The organism is Pseudomonas protegens (assembly GCF_003363755.1).
In the GTDB taxonomy this organism is placed as follows: Bacteria; Pseudomonadota; Gammaproteobacteria; order Pseudomonadales; family Pseudomonadaceae; genus Aquipseudomonas; species Aquipseudomonas danubii.
In genome coordinates this window covers 1,148,363-1,166,854 of record NZ_CP031396.1, presented here as the reverse complement: position 1 = coordinate 1,166,854, position 18,492 = coordinate 1,148,363, and the positions used below count along the sequence as shown (strand labels likewise).

Here is an 18,492-nt window from a genome sequence, read left to right as displayed (position 1 = left end):
GCGCTCTTACCGGGCCGAAGCGAGTTGAGTGAAGGCGGTGCTGAGCCATTGCTGCACGCCATGCATGGTGGCGGCAGAGGTATCGAGGAACGGTTGCGGGTACACGCCGATGTAGATCAGCAGTACCGCCAGTCCCAGCACCATGATCAGTTCGCGAGCATCCATGCCGTGCAGTACCGCGTCCGACTTGGACGGGCCGAAGTAGGCACGGTGGATCATGATCAGCGAGTAGACCGAGCCGAACACCAGGCCGGACGTCGCGATCGCAGTGATCCATGGCGCGCTGACGAAGGTGCCGATCAGGATCAGGAACTCGCCGACGAAGTTACCGGTGCCCGGCAGGCCGAGAGAGGCGGCTGCAAAGAACAGGCTGATGGCCGGCAGGTAGGCGATACGCGACCACAGGCCGCCCATTTCACGCATGTCGCGGGTATGGGTGCGTTCGTACAACTGGCCGCTGAGGATAAACAGCGCGGCTGCCGAAACACCGTGGGCCAGCATCTGGATCACCGCGCCCTGCAGGGCCTGCTGGCTGCCGGAGTAGATCCCGATCAGCACGAAGCCCATGTGGGAAACGCTGGAGAAGGCGATCAGACGCTTGATGTCGGTCTGGGCGAAGGCCAGGAAGGCGCCGTAGAAGATGCCGATCAGACCCAGGGTCATGGCGATCGGTGCGAACTCTGCCGAAGCATTGGGGAACAGCGGCAGGGCGAAACGCAGCAGGCCATAGGCCGCCGTCTTCAACAGGATACCCGCCAGGTCCACGGAACCGGCGGTCGGTGCCTGGGCGTGAGCGTCAGGCAGCCAGGAGTGGAACGGCACCACCGGCAGCTTCACTGCGAAGGCGATGAAGAAGCCGAGCATCAGGATGTACTCGGTGGCGGTGGACATCTTGGTCTTCAGCAGCTGGGCGTAATCGAAGGTGATCACCCCGGTGTTGTTGAAGTTGACCAGCACCAGGCCCAGGATCGCCACCAGCATGATCAGGCCGGAAGCCTGAGTGAAGATGAAGAACTTGGTCGCTGCGTAGATCCGGGTTTTCTTGCCGTCTGCCGAGCTGTGACCCCAGAGCGCGATGAGGAAGTACATCGGCACCAGCATCATTTCCCAGAAGAAGAAGAACATGAACAGGTCCAGCGCGAGGAACACGCCGACCACACCGCCCAGGATCCACATCAGGTTAAGGTGGAAGAAGCCCACGTGACGCTGAATCTCTTTCCAGGAGCAGAGTACCGAGAGGATACCCAGCAGGCCGGTCAGCAGGATCATCAACAGCGACAGACCGTCCAGGGCCAGGTGCACGTTGATGCCGAAGCGCTCGATCCAGACATGCTTGAACTCGATGGCCCAAGTTGGATCGGCGCCAGGCGCCGGAGCAAATGAATAGTTACCGTGGGCCCACAGCCAGAGGCCGAGAGCGAGTTCCAGGGTCATGGTCAACAGCGCAATCCAGCGGGGGAGGGTGGCGCCGAAGCGCTCACCCAGCCAGCACAGCAGGCCGCCGATGAAGGGGATCAGGATTAGCCAAGGCAGAATCATGACGGGCTCAATTCCTTTCGCAAGTTCGCAAGGTTCATATCAGACCGCTACCAGCACAATGGCGCCGATGACCAGCACGGCACCGGCTGCCATCGAGGCGGCGTACCAACGCAGTTGACCGGTCTCGGTACGGCTCAGGGAGTTGTGGCCCCCTTTGGCCATACGCGGGATCAAACCGATGGTCTGATCGAGCGGGTCCTTGCGCAGTACATGGCTGATGGCCAGGTATGGCTTGACGAACAGTTTGTCGTAGATCCAGTCGAAGCCCCAGGCGGCGAACCACCAGGCCGAGAGCAGACGCCCGATGCCGCTGTTGGCGATGGCGGTCACAACGCGACGCTTGCCAAGGAACAACAGGGCGGCCAGCAGGATACCGGCCAGGGCGATGGCGCCCGAGGCGATTTCCAGGCTGTGCTTGGCTTCGCCACCGGCATGACCGACGCTCAGCGGCAGTACACCATGCAGGGGCGGAGTGATCATCGCGCCGATCCCGGTGGACAGCACGATCAGCACCACCAGCGGCAGCCAGTGGGAAATCCCGTGGCCGGCGTGGGCTTCGGTCTTGGCTTCACCGTGGAAGGTGATGAAGATCAGGCGGAAGGTATACAGCGAGGTCATGAACGCACCCACCAGGCCGGCGTACAGCAGGCCGTGGTTGCCGCTGGCGAAGGCTTCCCAGAGGATCTCGTCCTTGGAGTAGAAGCCCGCGGTCACCAGAGGCAGGGCCGCCAGGGCTGCACCACCGACGATGAAGCTGGCGTAGGCCAGAGGCAATTTCTTCCACAGGCCGCCCATTTTGAAGATGTTCTGCTCGTGGTGGCAGGCAACGATCACCGCACCGGAAGCCAGGAACAGCAGGGCCTTGAAGAAGGCGTGGGTCATCAGGTGGAAGATCGCACCGTCCCAGGCGCCAACGCCCAGGGCCAGGAACATGTAGCCGATCTGGCTCATGGTGGAGTAGGCGAGGATCCGCTTGATGTCGGTCTGCACCAGCGCGGCGAAGCCGGCCAGTACCAGGGTCACGCCACCCACCAGGCCCACCAGGTGCAGGACTTCCGGCGCCAGGGTGAACAGACCGTGGGTACGGGCGATCAGGTAGACGCCGGCGGTGACCATGGTCGCGGCGTGGATCAGTGCCGAAACCGGGGTCGGACCGGCCATCGCGTCCGCCAGCCAGGTCTGCAGCGGCAGTTGTGCGGATTTGCCCACGGCGCCGCCCAGCAGCATCAGGGTCGCCAGGGTGATCCAGAAGTCGCCGGCCTGGAATTTCTGCGGTGCCAGCACCAGCAGTTCCTGGACGTTCAGCGTGCCCACCTGTTGGAACAGAATGAACAGGCCGATGGCCATGAACACGTCGCCGATACGGGTGACGATAAAGGCCTTGAGTGCGGCGTTACCGTTGTTGCGGTTGCTGTAGTAGAAACCGATCAACAGGTAGGAGCACAGGCCCACGCCTTCCCAGCCGAAGTACAGGAACAACAGGTTATCGCCCAGCACCAGGAACAGCATGCTGGCGATAAACAGGTTGGTGTAGGCGAAGAAGCGCGAGTAGCCGGCTTCACCGCGCATGTACCAGGACGCGAACAGGTGGATCAAAAAGCCCACGCCCACCACCACACCCAGCATGGTCACGGACAGACCATCCAGGTACAGGGCGAAGTTCGGCGCGAAACCGTCCACCGACATCCACTGCCACAGCACCTGGGTGTAGTGACCACCCTCGGGCGGCGCGACGTTGAATTGCCAGATCACGTAGGCGGCCACGATGGCCGATAGACCAATGGAGCCGACGCCGATCAGGGCCGAGAGGTTTTCCGAGAGGCGTCCCCGGGAGAACGACAGCAGCAGGAAACCGATCAGGGGGAATACGAAAGTCAGAAAGAGAAGGTTCATCCGCGCATCTCGCTGGCTGCATCGATATCGAGAGTGTGGAAGCGGCGGTACAGCTGCAGCAGGATCGCCAGGCCAATACTGGCCTCGGCGGCTGCCAGGCTGATCACTAGGATGAACATCACTTGTCCATCCGGTTGCGCCCAGCGGGCGCCCGCAACGATGAAGGCCAATGCCGAGGCGTTCATCATCACTTCCAGGCTCATCAATACGAAGAGGATGTTACGGCGGACCATCAGGCCGACCAGACCGAGGCAGAACAGGATGCCGGCAACTGCCAGGCCATGTTCCATCGGGATAGTACCGAGAGGGATAGTAGGCATCGTGTTACTCCTTCGCCTCGTTGCGGCCCAAGTGGAACGCCGTGACGGCTGCGGCGAGCAGCAGCATCGAGGCGAGTTCGACCACCAGCAGGTAAGGGCCGAACAGGCTGATGCCCACGGCCTTGGCGTCGACGGTGGTTTGACCGATACCGGCACCGCTCTGGTGGCTGAACAATACGTACAGCAGTTCAGCCAGCAGCAGGGCGGCGAGAATCACCGGGCCGATCCAGATGCCGGGCGTGAGCCAGATGCGCTCTTGCTGGGCCGCGGCCGGGCCGAGGTTGAGCATCATCACCACGAACACGAACAGCACCATGATGGCGCCGGCGTAGGCGATCACTTCCAGGGCACCGGCGAACGGTGCGCCGAGGCTGAAGAAGGTCATGGCCACGGCGATCAACGAAATGATCAGGTAGAGCAGGGCGTGCACAGGGTTGGTGTTGGTGACCACGCGCAGCGTGGAAACAACGGCAACACCTGATGCGAAATAGAAAGCGAATTCCATCGTTCTTCCTTAAGGCAGCAAGCTCTTCACGTTGATCGGCTCGGCTTCATTCTGCGCGGAGCCTTTTGGCTTACCGGCAATGGCCATACCTGCAACACGATAGAAGTTGTAGTCAGGGTTCTTTCCGGGACCGGAGATCAAGAGATCCTCTTTCTCGTAAACCAGGTCCTGACGTTTGAACTCGGCCATCTCGAAATCCGGTGTCAGCTGGATTGCGGTGGTCGGACAGGCTTCCTCGCAGAGACCGCAGAAAATGCAGCGTGAGAAGTTGATGCGGAAGAAGTCCGGGTACCAGCGACCGTCTTCGGTTTCAGCTTTCTGCAGCGAGATGCAACCCACAGGGCAGGCCACGGCGCACAGGTTGCAGGCTACGCAACGCTCTTCGCCATCGGGGTCGCGAGTCAGGACGATACGGCCACGGTAGCGTGGCGGCAGGTACACCGGCTCTTCGGGGTATTGCAGGGTGTCGCGTTTGCGAAAGCCGTGACCGAACACCATCACCAGGCTGCGCAACTGGGTACCAGTACCCTTAACGATGTCGCCAATATATTTGAACATGGGTCAAATCCTCACTGAACCGCGCCCGCAGGCGTGTTCAACAACACAAGCGCAGCGGTCACCAGCAAATTGATCAGGGTCAGCGGCAGGCAGAATTTCCAGCTGAAGTCCATCACCTGGTCATAACGCGGGCGCGGGATAGAGGCGCGCAGCAGGATGAACAGCATGATGAAGAACGCGGTCTTCAGGGCGAACCAGACGAAGGACAGTTGCGGCAGGATGCCGAACGGACCGTGCCAGCCACCGAAGAACAGGGTGACCAACAGTGCCGAGATCAAGATGATGCCGATGTACTCACCAACGAAGAACATGCCCCATTTCATGCCGGCGTATTCAATGTGGTAACCGTCGGCCAGTTCCTGCTCCGCTTCCGGCTGGTCGAAGGGGTGACGGTGAGTCACGGCCACGCCAGCGATGAAGAAGGTACAGAAGCCGAAGAACTGCGGAATGATGAACCACAGGTTCTGCGCCTGGTACTCGACGATGTCGCGCATGTTGAAGGAACCGACCTGAGCCACGATGCCCATCAGCGCCAGGCCCATGAACACTTCGTAGGACACGGTCTGGGCCGAGGCCCGCAAGCTGCCCAGCAGGGCGAACTTGTTGTTACTCGACCAGCCGGCGAACAGCACCGCGTAGACTGACAGGCCAGCCATGGCGAAGAAGAACAGCAGGCCGATGTTCAGGTCCGCGACGCCCCAGGTCGGGGTGATCGGGATGATCGCGAAGGCGATCAGCAGGGCAGACATGGCGACCACCGGTGCCAGGGTGAAGATCACCTTGTCGGCAAACGGCGGGGTCCAGTCTTCCTTGAAGAACATCTTCAGCATGTCGGCGGCGATCTGGAACATGCCGAACGGGCCAACGCGGTTCGGACCGTAACGGTCCTGCCACCAGCCCAGCAGGCGACGTTCGACGAAGCTCAGCAGCGCACCGGCGATGACCACCGCCAGCAGGATCACGACGGCCTTGACGACCGTCAGGATCACGTCGATCACTTCAGGGGTAAACCAACTCATTGCGCCGCCTCCTGCAGACCGTCAACGGATTTGCCAAAGAACGCCGGAGGAATCCCCGCCAGACCGGCAGGCAGGCCCACCAGGCCAGCACCCAGCTCTTCGTTGATGCGCAGTGGCAGACGCAGGGTCTGGCCGGCTACGTTCACCGCGAGCAGGGCACCGTCGTTGACACCCAGGCGATCGGCTTCGGACTTGGCCAGGGCCACGTAGGCCGCCGGAATGCGTTCCTGTACCGGAGCGGCTTTTGAAGAGTTCTCTTCGCTGCCGAACAGGTGATAGAACGGCACCGCTTGCCAGGTGCCCTGAGCCGGAGAGAAGGCCCGCGGTACGCTGGCGAACCAGTTGAGACGGTCGCCCTGGCTTTCGATCAGGCGAGTACCCGGATCACCGGCACGCAGATGGCCGCCGACTTCGTCCTGGAACTTGTTCCAGGCTTGCGGTGAGTTCCAGCCCGGCGACCAGGCGAACGGCACTTGCGAGCGCGGTTCGGCGGAGCCCGAGTAACCTTCCATGGAGTAGGCGAAGGCGGTATCCGGGTCTTGCGGGGTGCGCGGTTCATGCACGCTCTGGTTGGCGCGCATGGCGGTACGGCCGCTGTAGCGCAGCGGTTCGCGGGCCAGTTTCAGGCCTTTGATACGGAACGCTGCGGAAGGTGCCGCGTCGATGATGGAAGCCAGTTGCGGGGTGCTCGCGGCGCAGGCAGCGGTCACGTGGTCCAGCTGGGTCCAGTCCACCGGCTTGTTCAGCAGAGTGCTGCGCAGGGCATGCAGCCAGCGCCAGCCTTCGTGGACCATGATGCTGGCGTCCAGGTAGGTCGGATCGAAGACCTGGAAGAAGCGCTGGGCGCGACCTTCCTGGCTGACCAGGGTGCCGTCGCCTTCGGCGAAGCTGGCCGCCGACAGCACCAGATGCGCGCGCTCCACGGTGGCGGTCTGTTGATGATCGGCAACGATCACCACCTTCGCCGCGTTCAGTGCGGCATCCACCTTGGCTGCGTCGGTGCGGGTGTACAGGTCGTTTTCCAGGACCACGATGGCGTCGGCCTTACCGTCGATCACCGCCTGCAGGGCCGCGTCCACGGATTCGCCACCGAGCATGGCCAGGCCGAGGCTGTTGGCCTCTGGCACGATCAGGCTGATGGAGCCGGCTTTGTCGCGCAGCTTCAAGGCTTTGGCGATGTTCGCTGCAGCTTCGATCAGCGCCTTGGAGCCCAGGGATGTACCGGAAATGATCAGTGGGCGCTTGGCCGCCAGCAGAGCGTCGGCAATACGCTTGGCCAGTTCCAGGGCTTCGCTGTCCAGGCCTTCCACGGCAGGGGCGCTGGCGTCGATGGCGTGAGCCACGGCGAAACCGATGCGCGCCAGGTCGTCCGGAGCGGCGTGTACACACTCCTCGGCGACGTCGTCGAGCTTGGTTTCAGCCAGGCTGGCAATGAACAGCGGGTTCAGCGCGTGCTGGCCGATGTTCTTCACGGCGGCGTCGAGCCAAGGCTGGACGCGCATGGCGTCGGCCATTTCCTCTGCCTTGCCCTTGACCGACTGGCGCAGGGCCAGGGCCATGCGTGCGGCGGTTTGGGTCAGGTCTTCGCCAAGGACGAAGATGGCATCGTGGTCTTCGATCTCGCGCATGTTCGGAACCGGCAGCGGACTGTCGTTCAGCACCTGCAGAACCAGGCGGATGCGCTCCAGTTCGGAAGCTTCGATACCACTGTAGAAGTGCTCGGCACCGACCAGCTCACGCAGGGCGTAGTTGCTTTCCAGGCTGGCGCGAGGCGAGCCGATACCGACGATGTTGCGACCGCGCAGCAGGTCGGCCGCCTGGTCCAGGGCCTGGTCCAGAGTCAGCTGGGTGCCATCGGCCAATCGTGGCTGGCGCGGACGGTCCTTGCGGTTGACGTAGCCGTAGCCGAAACGGCCACGGTCGCAGAGGAAATACTGGTTCACCGAACCGTTGTAGCGGTTCTCGATGCGCCGCAGCTCGCCGTAGCGCTCACCCGGGGAGATGTTGCAACCGCTGGAGCAGCCATGGCAGATGCTCGGCGAGAACTGCATGTCCCACTTGCGGTTGTAGCGCTCGGAGTGAGTCTTGTCGGTGAACACACCGGTCGGGCAGACCTCGGTGAGGTTGCCGGAGAACTCGCTTTCCAGGGTGCCGTCTTCAACACGACCGAAGTACACGTTGTCGTGGGCGCCGTAGACGCCCAGGTCGGTGCCGCCGGCGTAGTCCTTGTAGAAGCGCACGCAGCGATAGCAGGCGATGCAGCGGTTCATTTCGTGGGAAATGAACGGGCCAAGGTCCTGGTTCTGGTGGGTGCGCTTGGTGAAGCGATAACGGCGCTCGTTGTGGCCGGTCATCACCGTCATGTCTTGCAGGTGGCAGTGACCGCCTTCCTCACAGACCGGGCAGTCGTGGGGGTGGTTGGTCATCAGCCATTCGACAACGCTGGCGCGGAAGGCCTTGGATTCTTCATCGTCGATGGAGATCCAGGTGTTGTCAGTGGCTGGGGTCATGCAGGACATGACGATACGACCACGGGTGTCGTTCTCGTCGGTGTACTGCTTGACCGCGCACTGGCGACAGGCACCAACGCTACCGAGAGCGGGGTGCCAGCAGAAATAAGGGATGTCGAGGCCTAGTGACAGACAAGCCTGTAACAGGTTGTCCGCCCCATCGACTTCGAGCGCTTTGCCGTCTACGTGGATAGTGGCCATGGTTCAAAGTTCTTCGTTGGCCCGGTGTCAGCGGGCGTGGCTAATGGAATCTTGTTATGCGTGCGAATCAACACAGCCGTTCACGGCGTCATCGCACGTCGAGCGCAGGGCACGGACCCTGCGCCCTCATCTAAGCGTTACGCGCCGACTACGATCGGTCGGGCCAGAGGCGGGACGGCGGCGCTGGTAGGCGCGATGCCGGCTTCGAACTCTGGACGGAAATACTTGATGGCACTGCCCAAAGGCTCCACGGCACCCGGTGCGTGAGCACAGAAGGTCTTGCCTGGGCCGAGGAAGCCCACCAGACCCAGCAGGGTCTCGATGTCGCCCTGCTGGCCCTGGCCGTTCTCCAGAGCCATCAGCAGCTTGACGCTCCATGGCAGGCCATCACGGCAAGGGGTGCAGAAGCCGCAGGATTCACGGGCGAAGAATTGCTCCATGTTGCGCAGCAGCGACACCATGTTGATGCTGTCGTCCACCGCCATGGCCAGGCCGGTACCCATGCGGGTGCCCACTTTGGCGATGCCGCCGGCATACATTTGCGCATCCAGGTGTTCTGGCAGCAGGAAGCCGGTACCGGCGCCGCCTGGCTGCCAGCACTTGAGCTTGAAGCCGTCGCGCATGCCGCCGGCGTAGTCTTCGAACAGCTCGCGTGCGGTTACGCCGAAGGGCAGCTCCCACAGGCCAGGGTTCTTCACTTTGCCGGAGAAGCCCATCAGCTTGGTGCCGTGGTCTTCGCTGCCTTCGCGGGCCAGGGATTTGTACCATTCCACGCCGTCGCCGATGATCGCCGGCACGTTGCACAGGGTCTCGACGTTGTTCACGCACGTCGGCTTGCCCCACACGCCTACGGCAGCAGGGAAGGGCGGCTTGGAGCGAGGGTTGGCGCGACGGCCTTCCAGGGAGTTGATCAGTGCGGTTTCTTCACCGCAGATGTAACGCCCGGCGCCGGTGTGCACGAACAGCTCGAAATCGAAACCGCTGCCCAGGATGTTCTTGCCCAACAGGCCGGCGGCCTTGGCTTCCTCCACGGCACGCCGCAGGTGCTTGGCGGCGGTGGTGTATTCGCCGCGCAGGAAGATGTAGCCGCGGTAGGTCTTCAGTGCACGGGCACTGATCAGCATGCCTTCGATCAGCAGATGGGGCAGTTGCTCCATCAGCATGCGGTCCTTCCAGGTGTTGGGTTCCATTTCGTCCGCGTTGCACAGCAGGTAGCGGATGTTCATGGACTCGTCTTTGGGCATCAGGCCCCACTTCACGCCAGTGGGGAAGCCCGCACCGCCGCGACCCTTGAGGCCGGCATCCTTGACGGTCTGGACGATGTCGTCCTGGGACAGGTCGGCGAAAGCCTTGCGCGCCGCCGCGTAACCGTTCTTGGCCTGGTACTCGTCGAACCATACCGGCTCGCCGTCGTCACGCAGACGCCAGGTCAGGGGGTGGGTTTCTGCGGTACGCGCAATGCGGTTCGCAGGGCCGAAAGAGGTCAGGGTCATACGTAGCCCTCCAACAGTTTGGCCACGCCAGCAGGCTGTACGTCGCCGAAAGTGTCGTCGTCGATCATCAGCGCCGGGGCCTTGTCGCAGTTGCCCAGGCAGCACACCGGCAGCAGGGTGAAGCGGCCGTCGGCGGTGGTCTGGCCGAGGCCGATGCCCAGCTCGCTCTGAATCTGGCTGACCACGGACTCGTGGCCGCCGATGTAGCAGACCATGCTGTCGCAGACGCGAATGATGTGGCGGCCCACTGGCTGACGGAAGATCTGGCTGTAGAACGTCGCCACGCCTTCAACGTCGCTGGCGGGGATGCCAAGGATCTCGCCGATGGCGTAGACCGCGCCGTCCGGCACCCAGCCACGTTCCTTCTGGACGATCTTCAGGGCTTCGATCGACGCCGCGCGCGGGTCTTCGTAGTGATGCATCTCGTGCTCGATGGCCGAGCGCTCGGTTTCGCTCAGGGCGAAACGGTCTGTCTGGATAAGCGTGCTGTTCATGCTTAGCGGTCCACGTCGGCCATAACGAAGTCGATACTACCCAGGTACGCGATCAAGTCCGCGACCATGCTGCCGCGGATCACCGAAGGGATCTGCTGCAGGTGGGCGAAGCTTGGGGTGCGAATCCGGGTGCGGTAGCTCATGGTGCCGCCATCGCTCGTCAGGTAATAACTGTTGATGCCCTTGGTCGCTTCGATCATCTGGAAGGATTCGTTGGCCGGCATCACCGGGCCCCACGAAACTTGCAGGAAGTGCGTGATCAAGGTTTCGATGTGCTGCAGGGTGCGCTCTTTCGGCGGCGGCGTGGTCAGCGGGTGATCCGCCTTGTACGGGCCTTCCGGCATATTGCGCAGGCACTGGTCGATGATCTTGATGCTCTGGCGCATCTCCTCGACGCGAACCATGCAGCGGTCGTAGGCGTCACCGTTGGCCGCCAGTGGAACTTCGAACTCGAAGTTCTCGTAGCCGGAGTACGGACGGGCCTTGCGCAGGTCGAAATCGCAGCCGGTGGAACGCAGGCCGGCACCAGTGACGCCCCATTCCAGGGCTTCCTTGGTGTTGTAGGCGGCAACGCCGATGGTCCGACCCTTGAGGATGCTGTTCTGCAGGGCAGCCTTGGTGTACTCGTCGAGGCGCTTGGGCAGCCATTCGACGAAGTCCTTGACCAGCTTTTCCCAGCCGCGGGGCAGGTCGTGGGCGACGCCGCCGATGCGGTACCAGGCCGGGTGCAGACGGAAGCCGGTGATGGCTTCGATCACGGTGTAGGCACGCTGACGGTCGGTGAAGGTGAAGAACACCGGAGTCATGGCACCGACGTCCTGGATGTAGGTACCCAGGAACAGCAGGTGGCTGGTGATGCGGAAGAACTCGGCCATCATGATGCGGATGACGTCGACCTTCTCCGGCACCTTGATGCCGGCCAGCTTCTCGACCGAGAGCACGTACGGCAGGTTGTTCATCACCCCGCCGAGGTAGTCGATACGGTCGGTGTAAGGGATGAAGCTGTGCCAGGACTGACGCTCGGCCATTTTCTCAGCACCACGGTGGTGGTAGCCGATGTCCGGAACGCAGTCGACGATCTCTTCACCGTCCAGCTGCAGGATGATGCGGAACGCACCGTGGGCAGACGGGTGGTTCGGGCCCAGGTTGAGGAACATATAGTCCTCGTTGGCACCGGAACGCTTCATGCCCCAGTCTTCTGGACGGAAGCGCGCGGCTTCTTCTTCCAACTGCTGCTTGGCCAGGGTCAGGCTGAACGGGTCGAACTCGGTGGCGCGGGCCGGGAAGTCCTTGCGCAGCGGGTGACCTTCCCAGGTCGGCGGCATCATGATCCGCGAAAGGTGAGGGTGGCCGGCAAAGTCGATGCCGAACATGTCCCAGACTTCACGCTCGTACCAGTTGGCATTGGGCCAGATACCGGTCACGGTCGGCAGACTGAGGTCGCCTTCGGACAGGGCCACCTTGATCATCACGTCGCTGTTACGTTCGATCGACAGCAAGTGGTAGAACACGCTGAAATCGGCACTCGGCAGGCCTTGACGCTTGGTGCGCAGGCGCTCGTCCACGCCATGCAGGTCATAGAGCATGACGTACGGCTTGGGCAGGTTGCGCAGGAAGGTCAGGATTTCAACGAGTTTGGAGCGGGTAACCCACAGCACCGGCATGCCGGTGCGGGTGGCCTGGGCGGTGAACGCCTCAGGGCCAAAACGGTTATTGAGTTCGACGACCACATCCTGGTCGTCAGCCTTATAAGGCGGGATGTACAGAGCACTGCCTGTAGTCATGGTTTTTTATCGCTTTCGGTCAACGTAAAGAGTGAAGCCAGTGTCGTTTCTTTGTCAGAACAGATCTGGATCAGACTTCGTCAGGGCTGCGCAGGTTGGTGACCTGAATACGCTGTTCGCGGCGCTGCTCCTTTTGCGACGGCATCTCGGCGCGATATACGCCTTGATCACCGACGACCCAGGACAGTGGGCGACGCTCCTGGCCAATGGATTCTTGCAACAGCATCAAGCCTTGCAGGAATGCTTCGGGGCGGGGCGGGCAGCCAGGTACGTAGACGTCCACGGGCAGGAACTTGTCCACCCCCTGAACTACGGAGTAGATGTCGTACATGCCACCGGAGTTGGCGCACGAACCCATGGAGATAACCCATTTAGGCTCGAGCATTTGCTCATAGAGACGCTGGATGATCGGCGCCATCTTGATGAAGCAGGTGCCGGCAATAACCATGAAATCCGCCTGACGCGGCGATGCCCGGATAACCTCGGCGCCAAAGCGCGCGATGTCGTGGGGCGCCGTGAAGGCAGTGGTCATTTCCACGTAGCAGCAGGACAGACCGAAGTTGTACGGCCACAGGGAGTTCTTACGCCCCCAGTTGACCGCGCCGCTCAGCACGTCTTCCAGCTTGCCCATGAAGATGTTTTTGTGGACCTGATCCTCTAACGGATCGGAAACGGTTTCCCGTTCGCCGATCGGGTACTGATCGTTAGGAGCATCGGGGTCGATCCTGGTGAGATTGTATTGCATCGCCAAAGCCTCATTGTTTTAGCTTCGCCTGCCGCTTACGACGACCTTCCGGAGCCCAGTCAAGAGCCCCCACTCGCCAAAGGTAGACAAGACCTGCCAACAGAATTGCTATGAAAACGAGAGCTTCGACGAATCCGGTCCAGCCGCTTTCGCGGACGGACACAGACCAGGCAAAGAGAAAGAGGGCTTCGATATCGAAGATCACGAAGAGCATCGCGACCAGATAGAATTTGGCTGAGAGCCGCAAGCGGGCGCCACCGGTAGGTAGCATGCCGGACTCGAACGGTTCGTTTTTGCTGCGGCCCCAGGCTTTTGACCCGAGGAGGCTGGAGACGCCGAGCATGAAGGCACAAAGGCCGACAACACCCAGAAGGAAAATGGCAAAGCCCCAGTTGTGGGCCATGAGTCCTGTCGCTTCGGGCATGCTGGTAATCCTTAACAGAGAGCAAGAGTCTCTGAGCTTGATAAAGAAATAAAGCAGTGACGATATGTCGCAGCGCAATCAATCGCGCTGATTTTATGGCTAAACACCGGGCAAGTAAAATTTCTAAAGCGAAATTGTTTATCGTAATAAGGACATAGCTCACCTCTGTAGCCCCGTAAGCCGCGGCCTGTGGGCATTAGGGGAGGTTTTGTTAATTATGTTTTGTTGCAGCTGCAACGAAAGTTGTAGCCGCTAAATGATAATCAATATTGTTTGGGTGTTGTTTTAATCTGCTTTCCTTCGGGGAGTGGGAAAGTTGCTTGTTATATCCCTGTTACTGCAAGTAGCAGGGGCGCACCTTTTAACCTGTTTCGCTCTGGGTAACACCGCTCTGGATCAATGTTTGGCGAGCTTTCTTGCAGGGGCCGGGCGTCTCGAGGTTTTTGAGGGGGCTGCAGGGGAGCGGTTCGCCGGCAAGCTGGCTGTTGCAGGTTTGGCGGGCAAAAAAAACGCCCCGAACCAGTCGGGGCGTCAGTTGTACAGCAATGCAGTTGTTTTTACCGGGCCTGCATTGGCCGCTCGATCAAGGCGCGAGGCCTGGAATCAGTGGAACTGCTCTTCTTCGGTGGAACCGGTCAGAGCGGTTACCGAGGACGAGCCACCCTGGATCACGGTGGTCATGTCGTCGAAGTAGCCGGTGCCCACTTCCTGCTGGTGCGCCACGAAGGTGTAGCCTTTGGCGGCGTCAGCGAATTCCTGCTCTTGCAGCTTCACGTAGGCGGTCATGTCGTTGCGGGCGTAGTCGTGCGCCAGGTTGAACATGCTGTGCCACATGTTGTGGATGCCGGCCAGGGTGATGAACTGGTGCTTGTAACCCATGGCGGACAGTTCGCGCTGGAACTTGGCGATGGTGGCGTCGTCCAGGTTCTTCTTCCAGTTGAAGGAAGGCGAGCAGTTGTACGACAGGATTTGGTCCGGGTATTCCTTCTTGATTGCTTCGGCGAAGCGACGAGCTTCGTCCAGGTCCGGCTTGGCGGTTTCGCACCAGATCAGGTCGGCGTACGGAGCGTAAGCCAGGCCGCGGGCGATCGCTTGATCCAGGCCGGCTTTCACTTTGTAGAAGCCTTCCTGGGTGCGGGTGCCGGTCACGAACGGCTGGTCGTACGGGTCGCAGTCCGAAGTCAGCAGGTCAGCAGCGTTGGCGTCGGTACGGGCCAGGATGATGGTCGGTACACCGGCAACGTCTGCCGCCAGGCGGGCAGCGGTCAGCTTCTGTACGGCTTCCTGGGTTGGAACCAGCACCTTGCCGCCCATGTGGCCGCACTTCTTCACGGAAGCCAGTTGGTCTTCGAAGTGAACGCCGGCGGCGCCCGCTTCGATCATGCTCTTCATCAGCTCGTAGGCGTTCAGCACGCCGCCGAAACCGGCTTCAGCGTCGGCCACGATTGGCGCGAAGTAGTCGATGTAGCCGTCGTCGCCCGGGTTCTTGCCGGCTTTCCATTGGATCTGGTCGGCACGACGGAACGAGTTGTTGATGCGCTTGACCACGGTCGGAACCGAATCCACCGGGTACAGCGACTGGTCGGGGTACATGGATTCGGCGGAGTTGTTGTCCGCAGCCACTTGCCAGCCGGACAGGTAGATGGCCTGGATGCCGGCTTTGACCTGTTGAACAGCCTGGCCGCCGGTCAGGGCGCCCATGCAGTTGACGAAATCTTTCTCAGGACGGAAGGACGGCTTGGCACCTTGGGTGACCAGGTTCCAGAGCTTCTCGGCGCCCATGCGTGCCAGGGTGTGCTCGGGTTGGACCGAACCACGCAGACGGACCACGTCGGCAGCGGAATAAGTGCGAGTCACGCCTTTCCAGCGCGGGTTTTCAGCCCAGTCTTTTTCAAGGGCTGCAATTTGCTGTTCGCGTGTCAGTGCCATGGAGATAAACCTCGTCGCGTCTTGTGTAAAAAGTCGTTCTTGGTTGGAGAATTCCGGCTCCGCCGATCACGCGTTGTAACGTTGCGTGGAAGGCTGCTCGCTGACCAGGAAGCTTAGGCGGTCCAGTCGGGTCTGGCGGGGATGGCGACGGGTGAACGATGGGCTCGAGGGGAGAGTGAGCAGGTGAAGGCGAGCTGCGGTGCGCATGCGGGCGTCGTGGGCCTTGGTGCGTTCCATCAGTGTGTTGCCGATCGACCTAAATACGCTTCCGTCCCTCGGGACAACTTCGTTCCAGTCGCAATCTCGTCAAACACACCTTGTGGGCAGTACAGACACGAATCGGCTCAGGTGGGTAGGTTAGAGCGGCGATCCGAAGGCCCTTGCCAGGGCCCCTGATTAGCGGGAGCGAGGCCATCATGCCCGCGGTTTTTTGGCTCGTCAAATGTTTTGTAGTGCTTTTTTTATGGCACTACATCTTTGGTCTAATACGACTAATCAGTCAGTTTTTGGTGCTTTAGTCCAAGGCGTCGACCTTGACGCGCAAGGTCATGTCATCCCGTCCTTGAGTCGAGTAGCTGCGGCCCAGGGCCTGCTTGTCGGCCTGGGTCTGGCGATTGACCCCGGCCAGGGTGATCCACTCGCCGAGGCGCCCACTGACAGTTGTGTCGGTACTTTGCACGTTCACTACATCAGGGCGTTCCTGGCTCATACGGTCGCGGTTGGTGCTGATACTCAGGTGCACGGTCTCGCCGGTGACGCTGGCTGTCACGTAGAAGCCCTGGGTGACGTTGCGGTATTGGGTCTGGTTTTGCAGGCGACCGTAGGGATCGGTCTGGGTGGTGGTCAGGGGTACGCTCTGGCCAACCTGGATCAGCGCCGGCACGCCTTCGCTGGCCTGGACCTGTTGGATGCCGCCATCGCGGCTCTCGGTGCTGCGATTGATGATGCGCGTTTGCGGTGCACCATTGACCGAATAACCCTGGTTGTCCTGGAAGTTGTTCTCGTTGGTGTCGACGGTGATCAGCAGACGCTTGGCCGCGGTATCCAGTTGCGCAATGAAGGCCCGCAGTTCGGCGATCTTGCCCGGCTCGGCGTTGACGATCAGCTGGTTGCCATAGGCGCTGACCTTGCCGTCCTTGCCCAGAAAATTTTGCGCCACCGGCAGCAGGTCGGCGCTGGTGCGGTTGTTGAGGGGCACGATCTCGGTGGCGGCCATGACCGAGCAGCTGAAGGTCAGCAGCAGCGTCGTGAGTAAGGTGCGTAGGGACATATCCGTTATCTCCGCGAGTAGCTGGCGTAAAGCCTTGAGTTTGACACTTTGTCGGCTTTGGGTGGGGCAAGTTGAATCCTAGACGGCAAAACGCCCCGGCATCCTGGTCTTGCGCCTGGTGGGCGCAAGGGGATGGCGGGGCGTTCGCTCTGGCCATTGCCGCTGGGGCTTGTCGGTCAGGCGCCGCGAACCATGTCGACGTGGGGGATTCCCGCTTCGAGGAATTCCTCGCTGACAATCGAGAAGCCCAAGCGCTCGTAGAACGGTGTGGCCTGGACCTGGGCGCTGAGCATCTGTTGCTTCAGGCCTCGCTTCTCGGCTTCGTCGATCACTGCGCGCATCAGCGCATCGCCGACCTTGAGGCCGCGCCAGTCCTTGAGTACCGAGACCCGGCCGACATGGCCGTCCGGCAGCAGGCGCGCGGTACCGATAGGGAAATCACCCTCGCAGGCCAGAAAGTGCACAGCGCTGTCGTCGTCGGCGTCCCACTCCAGTTCGGGCGGAACCGATTGCTCGGCAATGAACACTGCTTCACGAATGCGCCGGATCTCGGCGTTATCCTTTTGCCAGTCTGCGACACGTACGTGAATCTTATTCATCGGCAAACCCCAGGCTCCCTTGCTTGACCAGTTCACACAGCAGGCCGCGCCCATCTTCATCCGCCAGCCAAGGGCCGAGGTTGTCGATATGCAGGGCGTCGGCGGCGCAAATCATTTTCAGCAGCTCGCGCAGTTTACCGGGAAGCAGGCGACTTTGGCCGCTGGCGAACAGCAGCAGGTCTTCATCGACCTCCGACCAGGCCAGGCGTGCGCTTGGATTGCGGATCAGGATCGCGCCCTGTTCCAGGCTGCCCAGCAGGTCGTCCTCTTCCAGTTCCGGGCCGACCACCAGTTCCGGGTAGCGTGGCTCGGTCATGAACTGGCCGAACCAGGTCAGCAGCAGGCGTTCGTCGCTCATGTGCTCGGCCAGCAGGCCCTTGAGGCGATCGAGGGCGTCCTGCTGGATCTGGTGCGGGTCGCTGGCCGGCTGCACGTCGGCGTCGGTGTAGCGCTCTTCGTCCGGCAGGAACTGGCCGAGGAAGTCGGTGAAGTGAGTCAGCACTTCAGCGGCGCTCGGGGCGCGGAAGCCCACCGAGTAGGTCATGCAGTCGTTCAGCGCGACGCCGTAGTGGGCCAGGCGTGGGGGCAGGTAGAGCATATCGCCCGGCTCCAGGACCCAGCTTTCGGTCTCTTCGAATTCGGCGAGGATGCGCAGGTCCGCGTGTTGCAGCAGCGGGCTCTCGGAGTCGCACATCTGGCCGATCTTCCAGTTGCGCTTGCCGTGGCCTTGCAGCAGGAACACGTCGTAGTTGTCAAAGTGCGGGCCGACGTTACCGCCCGGTGCGGCGAAGCTGATCATCACGTCATCGATGCGCCAGCTCGGCAGGAAGCGGAAGTGCTCCAGCAGTTCGGCGACTTCCGGGACGAACTGGTCCACGGCCTGGACCAGCAGGGTCCAGTCGCGCTCTGGCAGCTTGCTGAACTCGTCTTCGGCGAACGGGCCGCGGCGCAGTTCCCATGGACGTTCGCCTTTCTCGATCACCAGGCGCGATTCGACTTCTTCTTCCAGGGCCAGGCCGGCCAGTTCGTCAGGTTCGATCGGGCTTTCGAAGTCAGGCAGGGCCTGACGGATCAGCAGGGGCTTCTTCTGCCAGTAGTCACGCAGAAATTCCCGTGCAGTGATGCCGCCCAGAAGTTGAAGTGGAATGTCAGGATTCATTTGTAACCTATTGAAAAAGTTTACTTTTCTAGCAGGAATAAAAACGCCCG

At 61.4% G+C, this 18,492-nt stretch carries 16 protein-coding genes; all 16 read right to left on the bottom strand.

Going from position 1 to position 18,492, the window contains the following annotated elements:
* Positions 1-6 precede the first annotated feature (6 nt).
* The gene (gene nuoM, locus DWF74_RS04945) at positions 7-1,539 is read right to left on the bottom strand and encodes an NADH-quinone oxidoreductase subunit M (protein WP_011062195.1); all 1,533 of its coding nucleotides are present in this window, start codon (positions 1,537-1,539) and stop codon (positions 7-9) included.
* A gap of 39 nt (positions 1,540-1,578) precedes the next feature.
* Complete coding sequence (gene nuoL, locus DWF74_RS04940) at positions 1,579-3,432, bottom strand: NADH-quinone oxidoreductase subunit L (RefSeq protein WP_115580499.1); 1,854 nt, start codon at positions 3,430-3,432, stop codon at positions 1,579-1,581.
* Positions 3,429-3,752 (bottom strand): NADH-quinone oxidoreductase subunit NuoK, encoded by a 324-nt coding sequence (gene nuoK / locus DWF74_RS04935; protein ID WP_016964784.1) that lies wholly within the window; start codon positions 3,750-3,752, stop codon positions 3,429-3,431. The genes nuoL and nuoK overlap by 4 nt, the downstream gene beginning before the upstream one ends.
* Before the next feature lie 4 nt (positions 3,753-3,756).
* Positions 3,757-4,257 carry an NADH-quinone oxidoreductase subunit J gene (gene nuoJ / locus DWF74_RS04930; RefSeq protein ID WP_102864715.1) on the bottom strand — a complete coding sequence of 167 codons (501 nt, stop codon included), beginning with the start codon at positions 4,255-4,257 and terminating at the stop codon, positions 3,757-3,759.
* 9 nt (positions 4,258-4,266) lie between these two features.
* Positions 4,267-4,815 (bottom strand): NADH-quinone oxidoreductase subunit NuoI, encoded by a 549-nt coding sequence (gene nuoI, locus DWF74_RS04925; RefSeq protein ID WP_003223795.1) that lies wholly within the window; start codon positions 4,813-4,815, stop codon positions 4,267-4,269.
* A gap of 11 nt (positions 4,816-4,826) precedes the next feature.
* Entirely contained in the window at positions 4,827-5,834 is a 1,008-nt protein-coding gene (nuoH, locus tag DWF74_RS04920; protein WP_102864716.1) for an NADH-quinone oxidoreductase subunit NuoH, read from the bottom strand.
* Positions 5,831-8,545 (bottom strand): NADH-quinone oxidoreductase subunit NuoG, encoded by a 2,715-nt coding sequence (nuoG, locus tag DWF74_RS04915; RefSeq protein WP_115580498.1) that lies wholly within the window; start codon positions 8,543-8,545, stop codon positions 5,831-5,833. Before nuoG ends, nuoH begins: the two co-directional genes overlap by 4 nt.
* Before the next feature lie 137 nt (positions 8,546-8,682).
* Positions 8,683-10,038: an NADH-quinone oxidoreductase subunit NuoF gene (gene nuoF, locus DWF74_RS04910; protein WP_102864718.1), complete on the bottom strand. Its 1,356-nt coding sequence runs from the start codon at positions 10,036-10,038 to the stop codon at positions 8,683-8,685.
* A complete protein-coding gene (gene nuoE, locus DWF74_RS04905; protein ID WP_011062188.1) occupies positions 10,035-10,532 on the bottom strand; it encodes an NADH-quinone oxidoreductase subunit NuoE in 498 nt (165 codons plus the stop codon). Before nuoE ends, nuoF begins: the two co-directional genes overlap by 4 nt.
* 2 nt (positions 10,533-10,534) lie before the next feature.
* The gene (gene nuoC / locus DWF74_RS04900; RefSeq protein ID WP_102864719.1) at positions 10,535-12,316 is read right to left on the bottom strand and encodes an NADH-quinone oxidoreductase subunit C/D; all 1,782 of its coding nucleotides are present in this window, start codon (positions 12,314-12,316) and stop codon (positions 10,535-10,537) included.
* A 70-nt stretch (positions 12,317-12,386) separates the two neighbouring features.
* Positions 12,387-13,061 (bottom strand): NuoB/complex I 20 kDa subunit family protein, encoded by a 675-nt coding sequence (locus tag DWF74_RS04895; protein ID WP_011062186.1) that lies wholly within the window; start codon positions 13,059-13,061, stop codon positions 12,387-12,389.
* Between the two features lie 10 nt (positions 13,062-13,071).
* Positions 13,072-13,485, bottom strand: coding sequence for an NADH-quinone oxidoreductase subunit A (locus DWF74_RS04890; RefSeq protein ID WP_011062185.1), 414 nt, complete (start codon positions 13,483-13,485; stop codon positions 13,072-13,074).
* A 603-nt stretch (positions 13,486-14,088) separates the two neighbouring features.
* Positions 14,089-15,414 carry an isocitrate lyase gene (gene aceA, locus DWF74_RS04885; RefSeq protein ID WP_025126589.1) on the bottom strand — a complete coding sequence of 442 codons (1,326 nt, stop codon included), beginning with the start codon at positions 15,412-15,414 and terminating at the stop codon, positions 14,089-14,091.
* 514 nt (positions 15,415-15,928) lie between these two features.
* On the bottom strand, positions 15,929-16,684 hold the full coding sequence (locus DWF74_RS04880; RefSeq protein WP_102864720.1) for a secretin N-terminal domain-containing protein: 756 nt from the start codon (positions 16,682-16,684) through the stop codon (positions 15,929-15,931).
* 176 nt (positions 16,685-16,860) lie between these two features.
* Entirely contained in the window at positions 16,861-17,283 is a 423-nt protein-coding gene (locus DWF74_RS04875; RefSeq protein ID WP_102864721.1) for a GNAT family N-acetyltransferase, read from the bottom strand.
* Positions 17,276-18,442 (bottom strand): cupin domain-containing protein, encoded by a 1,167-nt coding sequence (locus tag DWF74_RS04870; RefSeq protein WP_102864722.1) that lies wholly within the window; start codon positions 18,440-18,442, stop codon positions 17,276-17,278. Before DWF74_RS04870 ends, DWF74_RS04875 begins: the two co-directional genes overlap by 8 nt.
* Positions 18,443-18,492 lie beyond the last annotated feature (50 nt).

Coding starts and splice junctions, on each gene's coding strand:
- nuoM (WP_011062195.1), bottom strand. CDS start 1,539: ATGATTCTGCCTTGGCTAATCCTGATCCCCTTCATCGGCGGCCTGCTG.
- nuoL (WP_115580499.1), bottom strand. CDS start 3,432: ATGAACCTTCTCTTTCTGACTTTCGTATTCCCCCTGATCGGTTTCCTG.
- nuoK (WP_016964784.1), bottom strand. CDS start 3,752: ATGCCTACTATCCCTCTCGGTACTATCCCGATGGAACATGGCCTGGCA.
- nuoJ (WP_102864715.1), bottom strand. CDS start 4,257: ATGGAATTCGCTTTCTATTTCGCATCAGGTGTTGCCGTTGTTTCCACG.
- nuoI (WP_003223795.1), bottom strand. CDS start 4,815: ATGTTCAAATATATTGGCGACATCGTTAAGGGTACTGGTACCCAGTTG.
- nuoH (WP_102864716.1), bottom strand. CDS start 5,834: ATGAGTTGGTTTACCCCTGAAGTGATCGACGTGATCCTGACGGTCGTC.
- nuoG (WP_115580498.1), bottom strand. CDS start 8,545: ATGGCCACTATCCACGTAGACGGCAAAGCGCTCGAAGTCGATGGGGCG.
- nuoF (WP_102864718.1), bottom strand. CDS start 10,038: ATGACCCTGACCTCTTTCGGCCCTGCGAACCGCATTGCGCGTACCGCA.
- nuoE (WP_011062188.1), bottom strand. CDS start 10,532: ATGAACAGCACGCTTATCCAGACAGACCGTTTCGCCCTGAGCGAAACC.
- nuoC (WP_102864719.1), bottom strand. CDS start 12,316: ATGACTACAGGCAGTGCTCTGTACATCCCGCCTTATAAGGCTGACGAC.
- DWF74_RS04895 (WP_011062186.1), bottom strand. CDS start 13,061: ATGCAATACAATCTCACCAGGATCGACCCCGATGCTCCTAACGATCAG.
- DWF74_RS04890 (WP_011062185.1), bottom strand. CDS start 13,485: ATGCCCGAAGCGACAGGACTCATGGCCCACAACTGGGGCTTTGCCATT.
- aceA (WP_025126589.1), bottom strand. CDS start 15,414: ATGGCACTGACACGCGAACAGCAAATTGCAGCCCTTGAAAAAGACTGG.
- DWF74_RS04880 (WP_102864720.1), bottom strand. CDS start 16,684: ATGTCCCTACGCACCTTACTCACGACGCTGCTGCTGACCTTCAGCTGC.
- DWF74_RS04875 (WP_102864721.1), bottom strand. CDS start 17,283: ATGAATAAGATTCACGTACGTGTCGCAGACTGGCAAAAGGATAACGCC.
- DWF74_RS04870 (WP_102864722.1), bottom strand. CDS start 18,442: ATGAATCCTGACATTCCACTTCAACTTCTGGGCGGCATCACTGCACGG.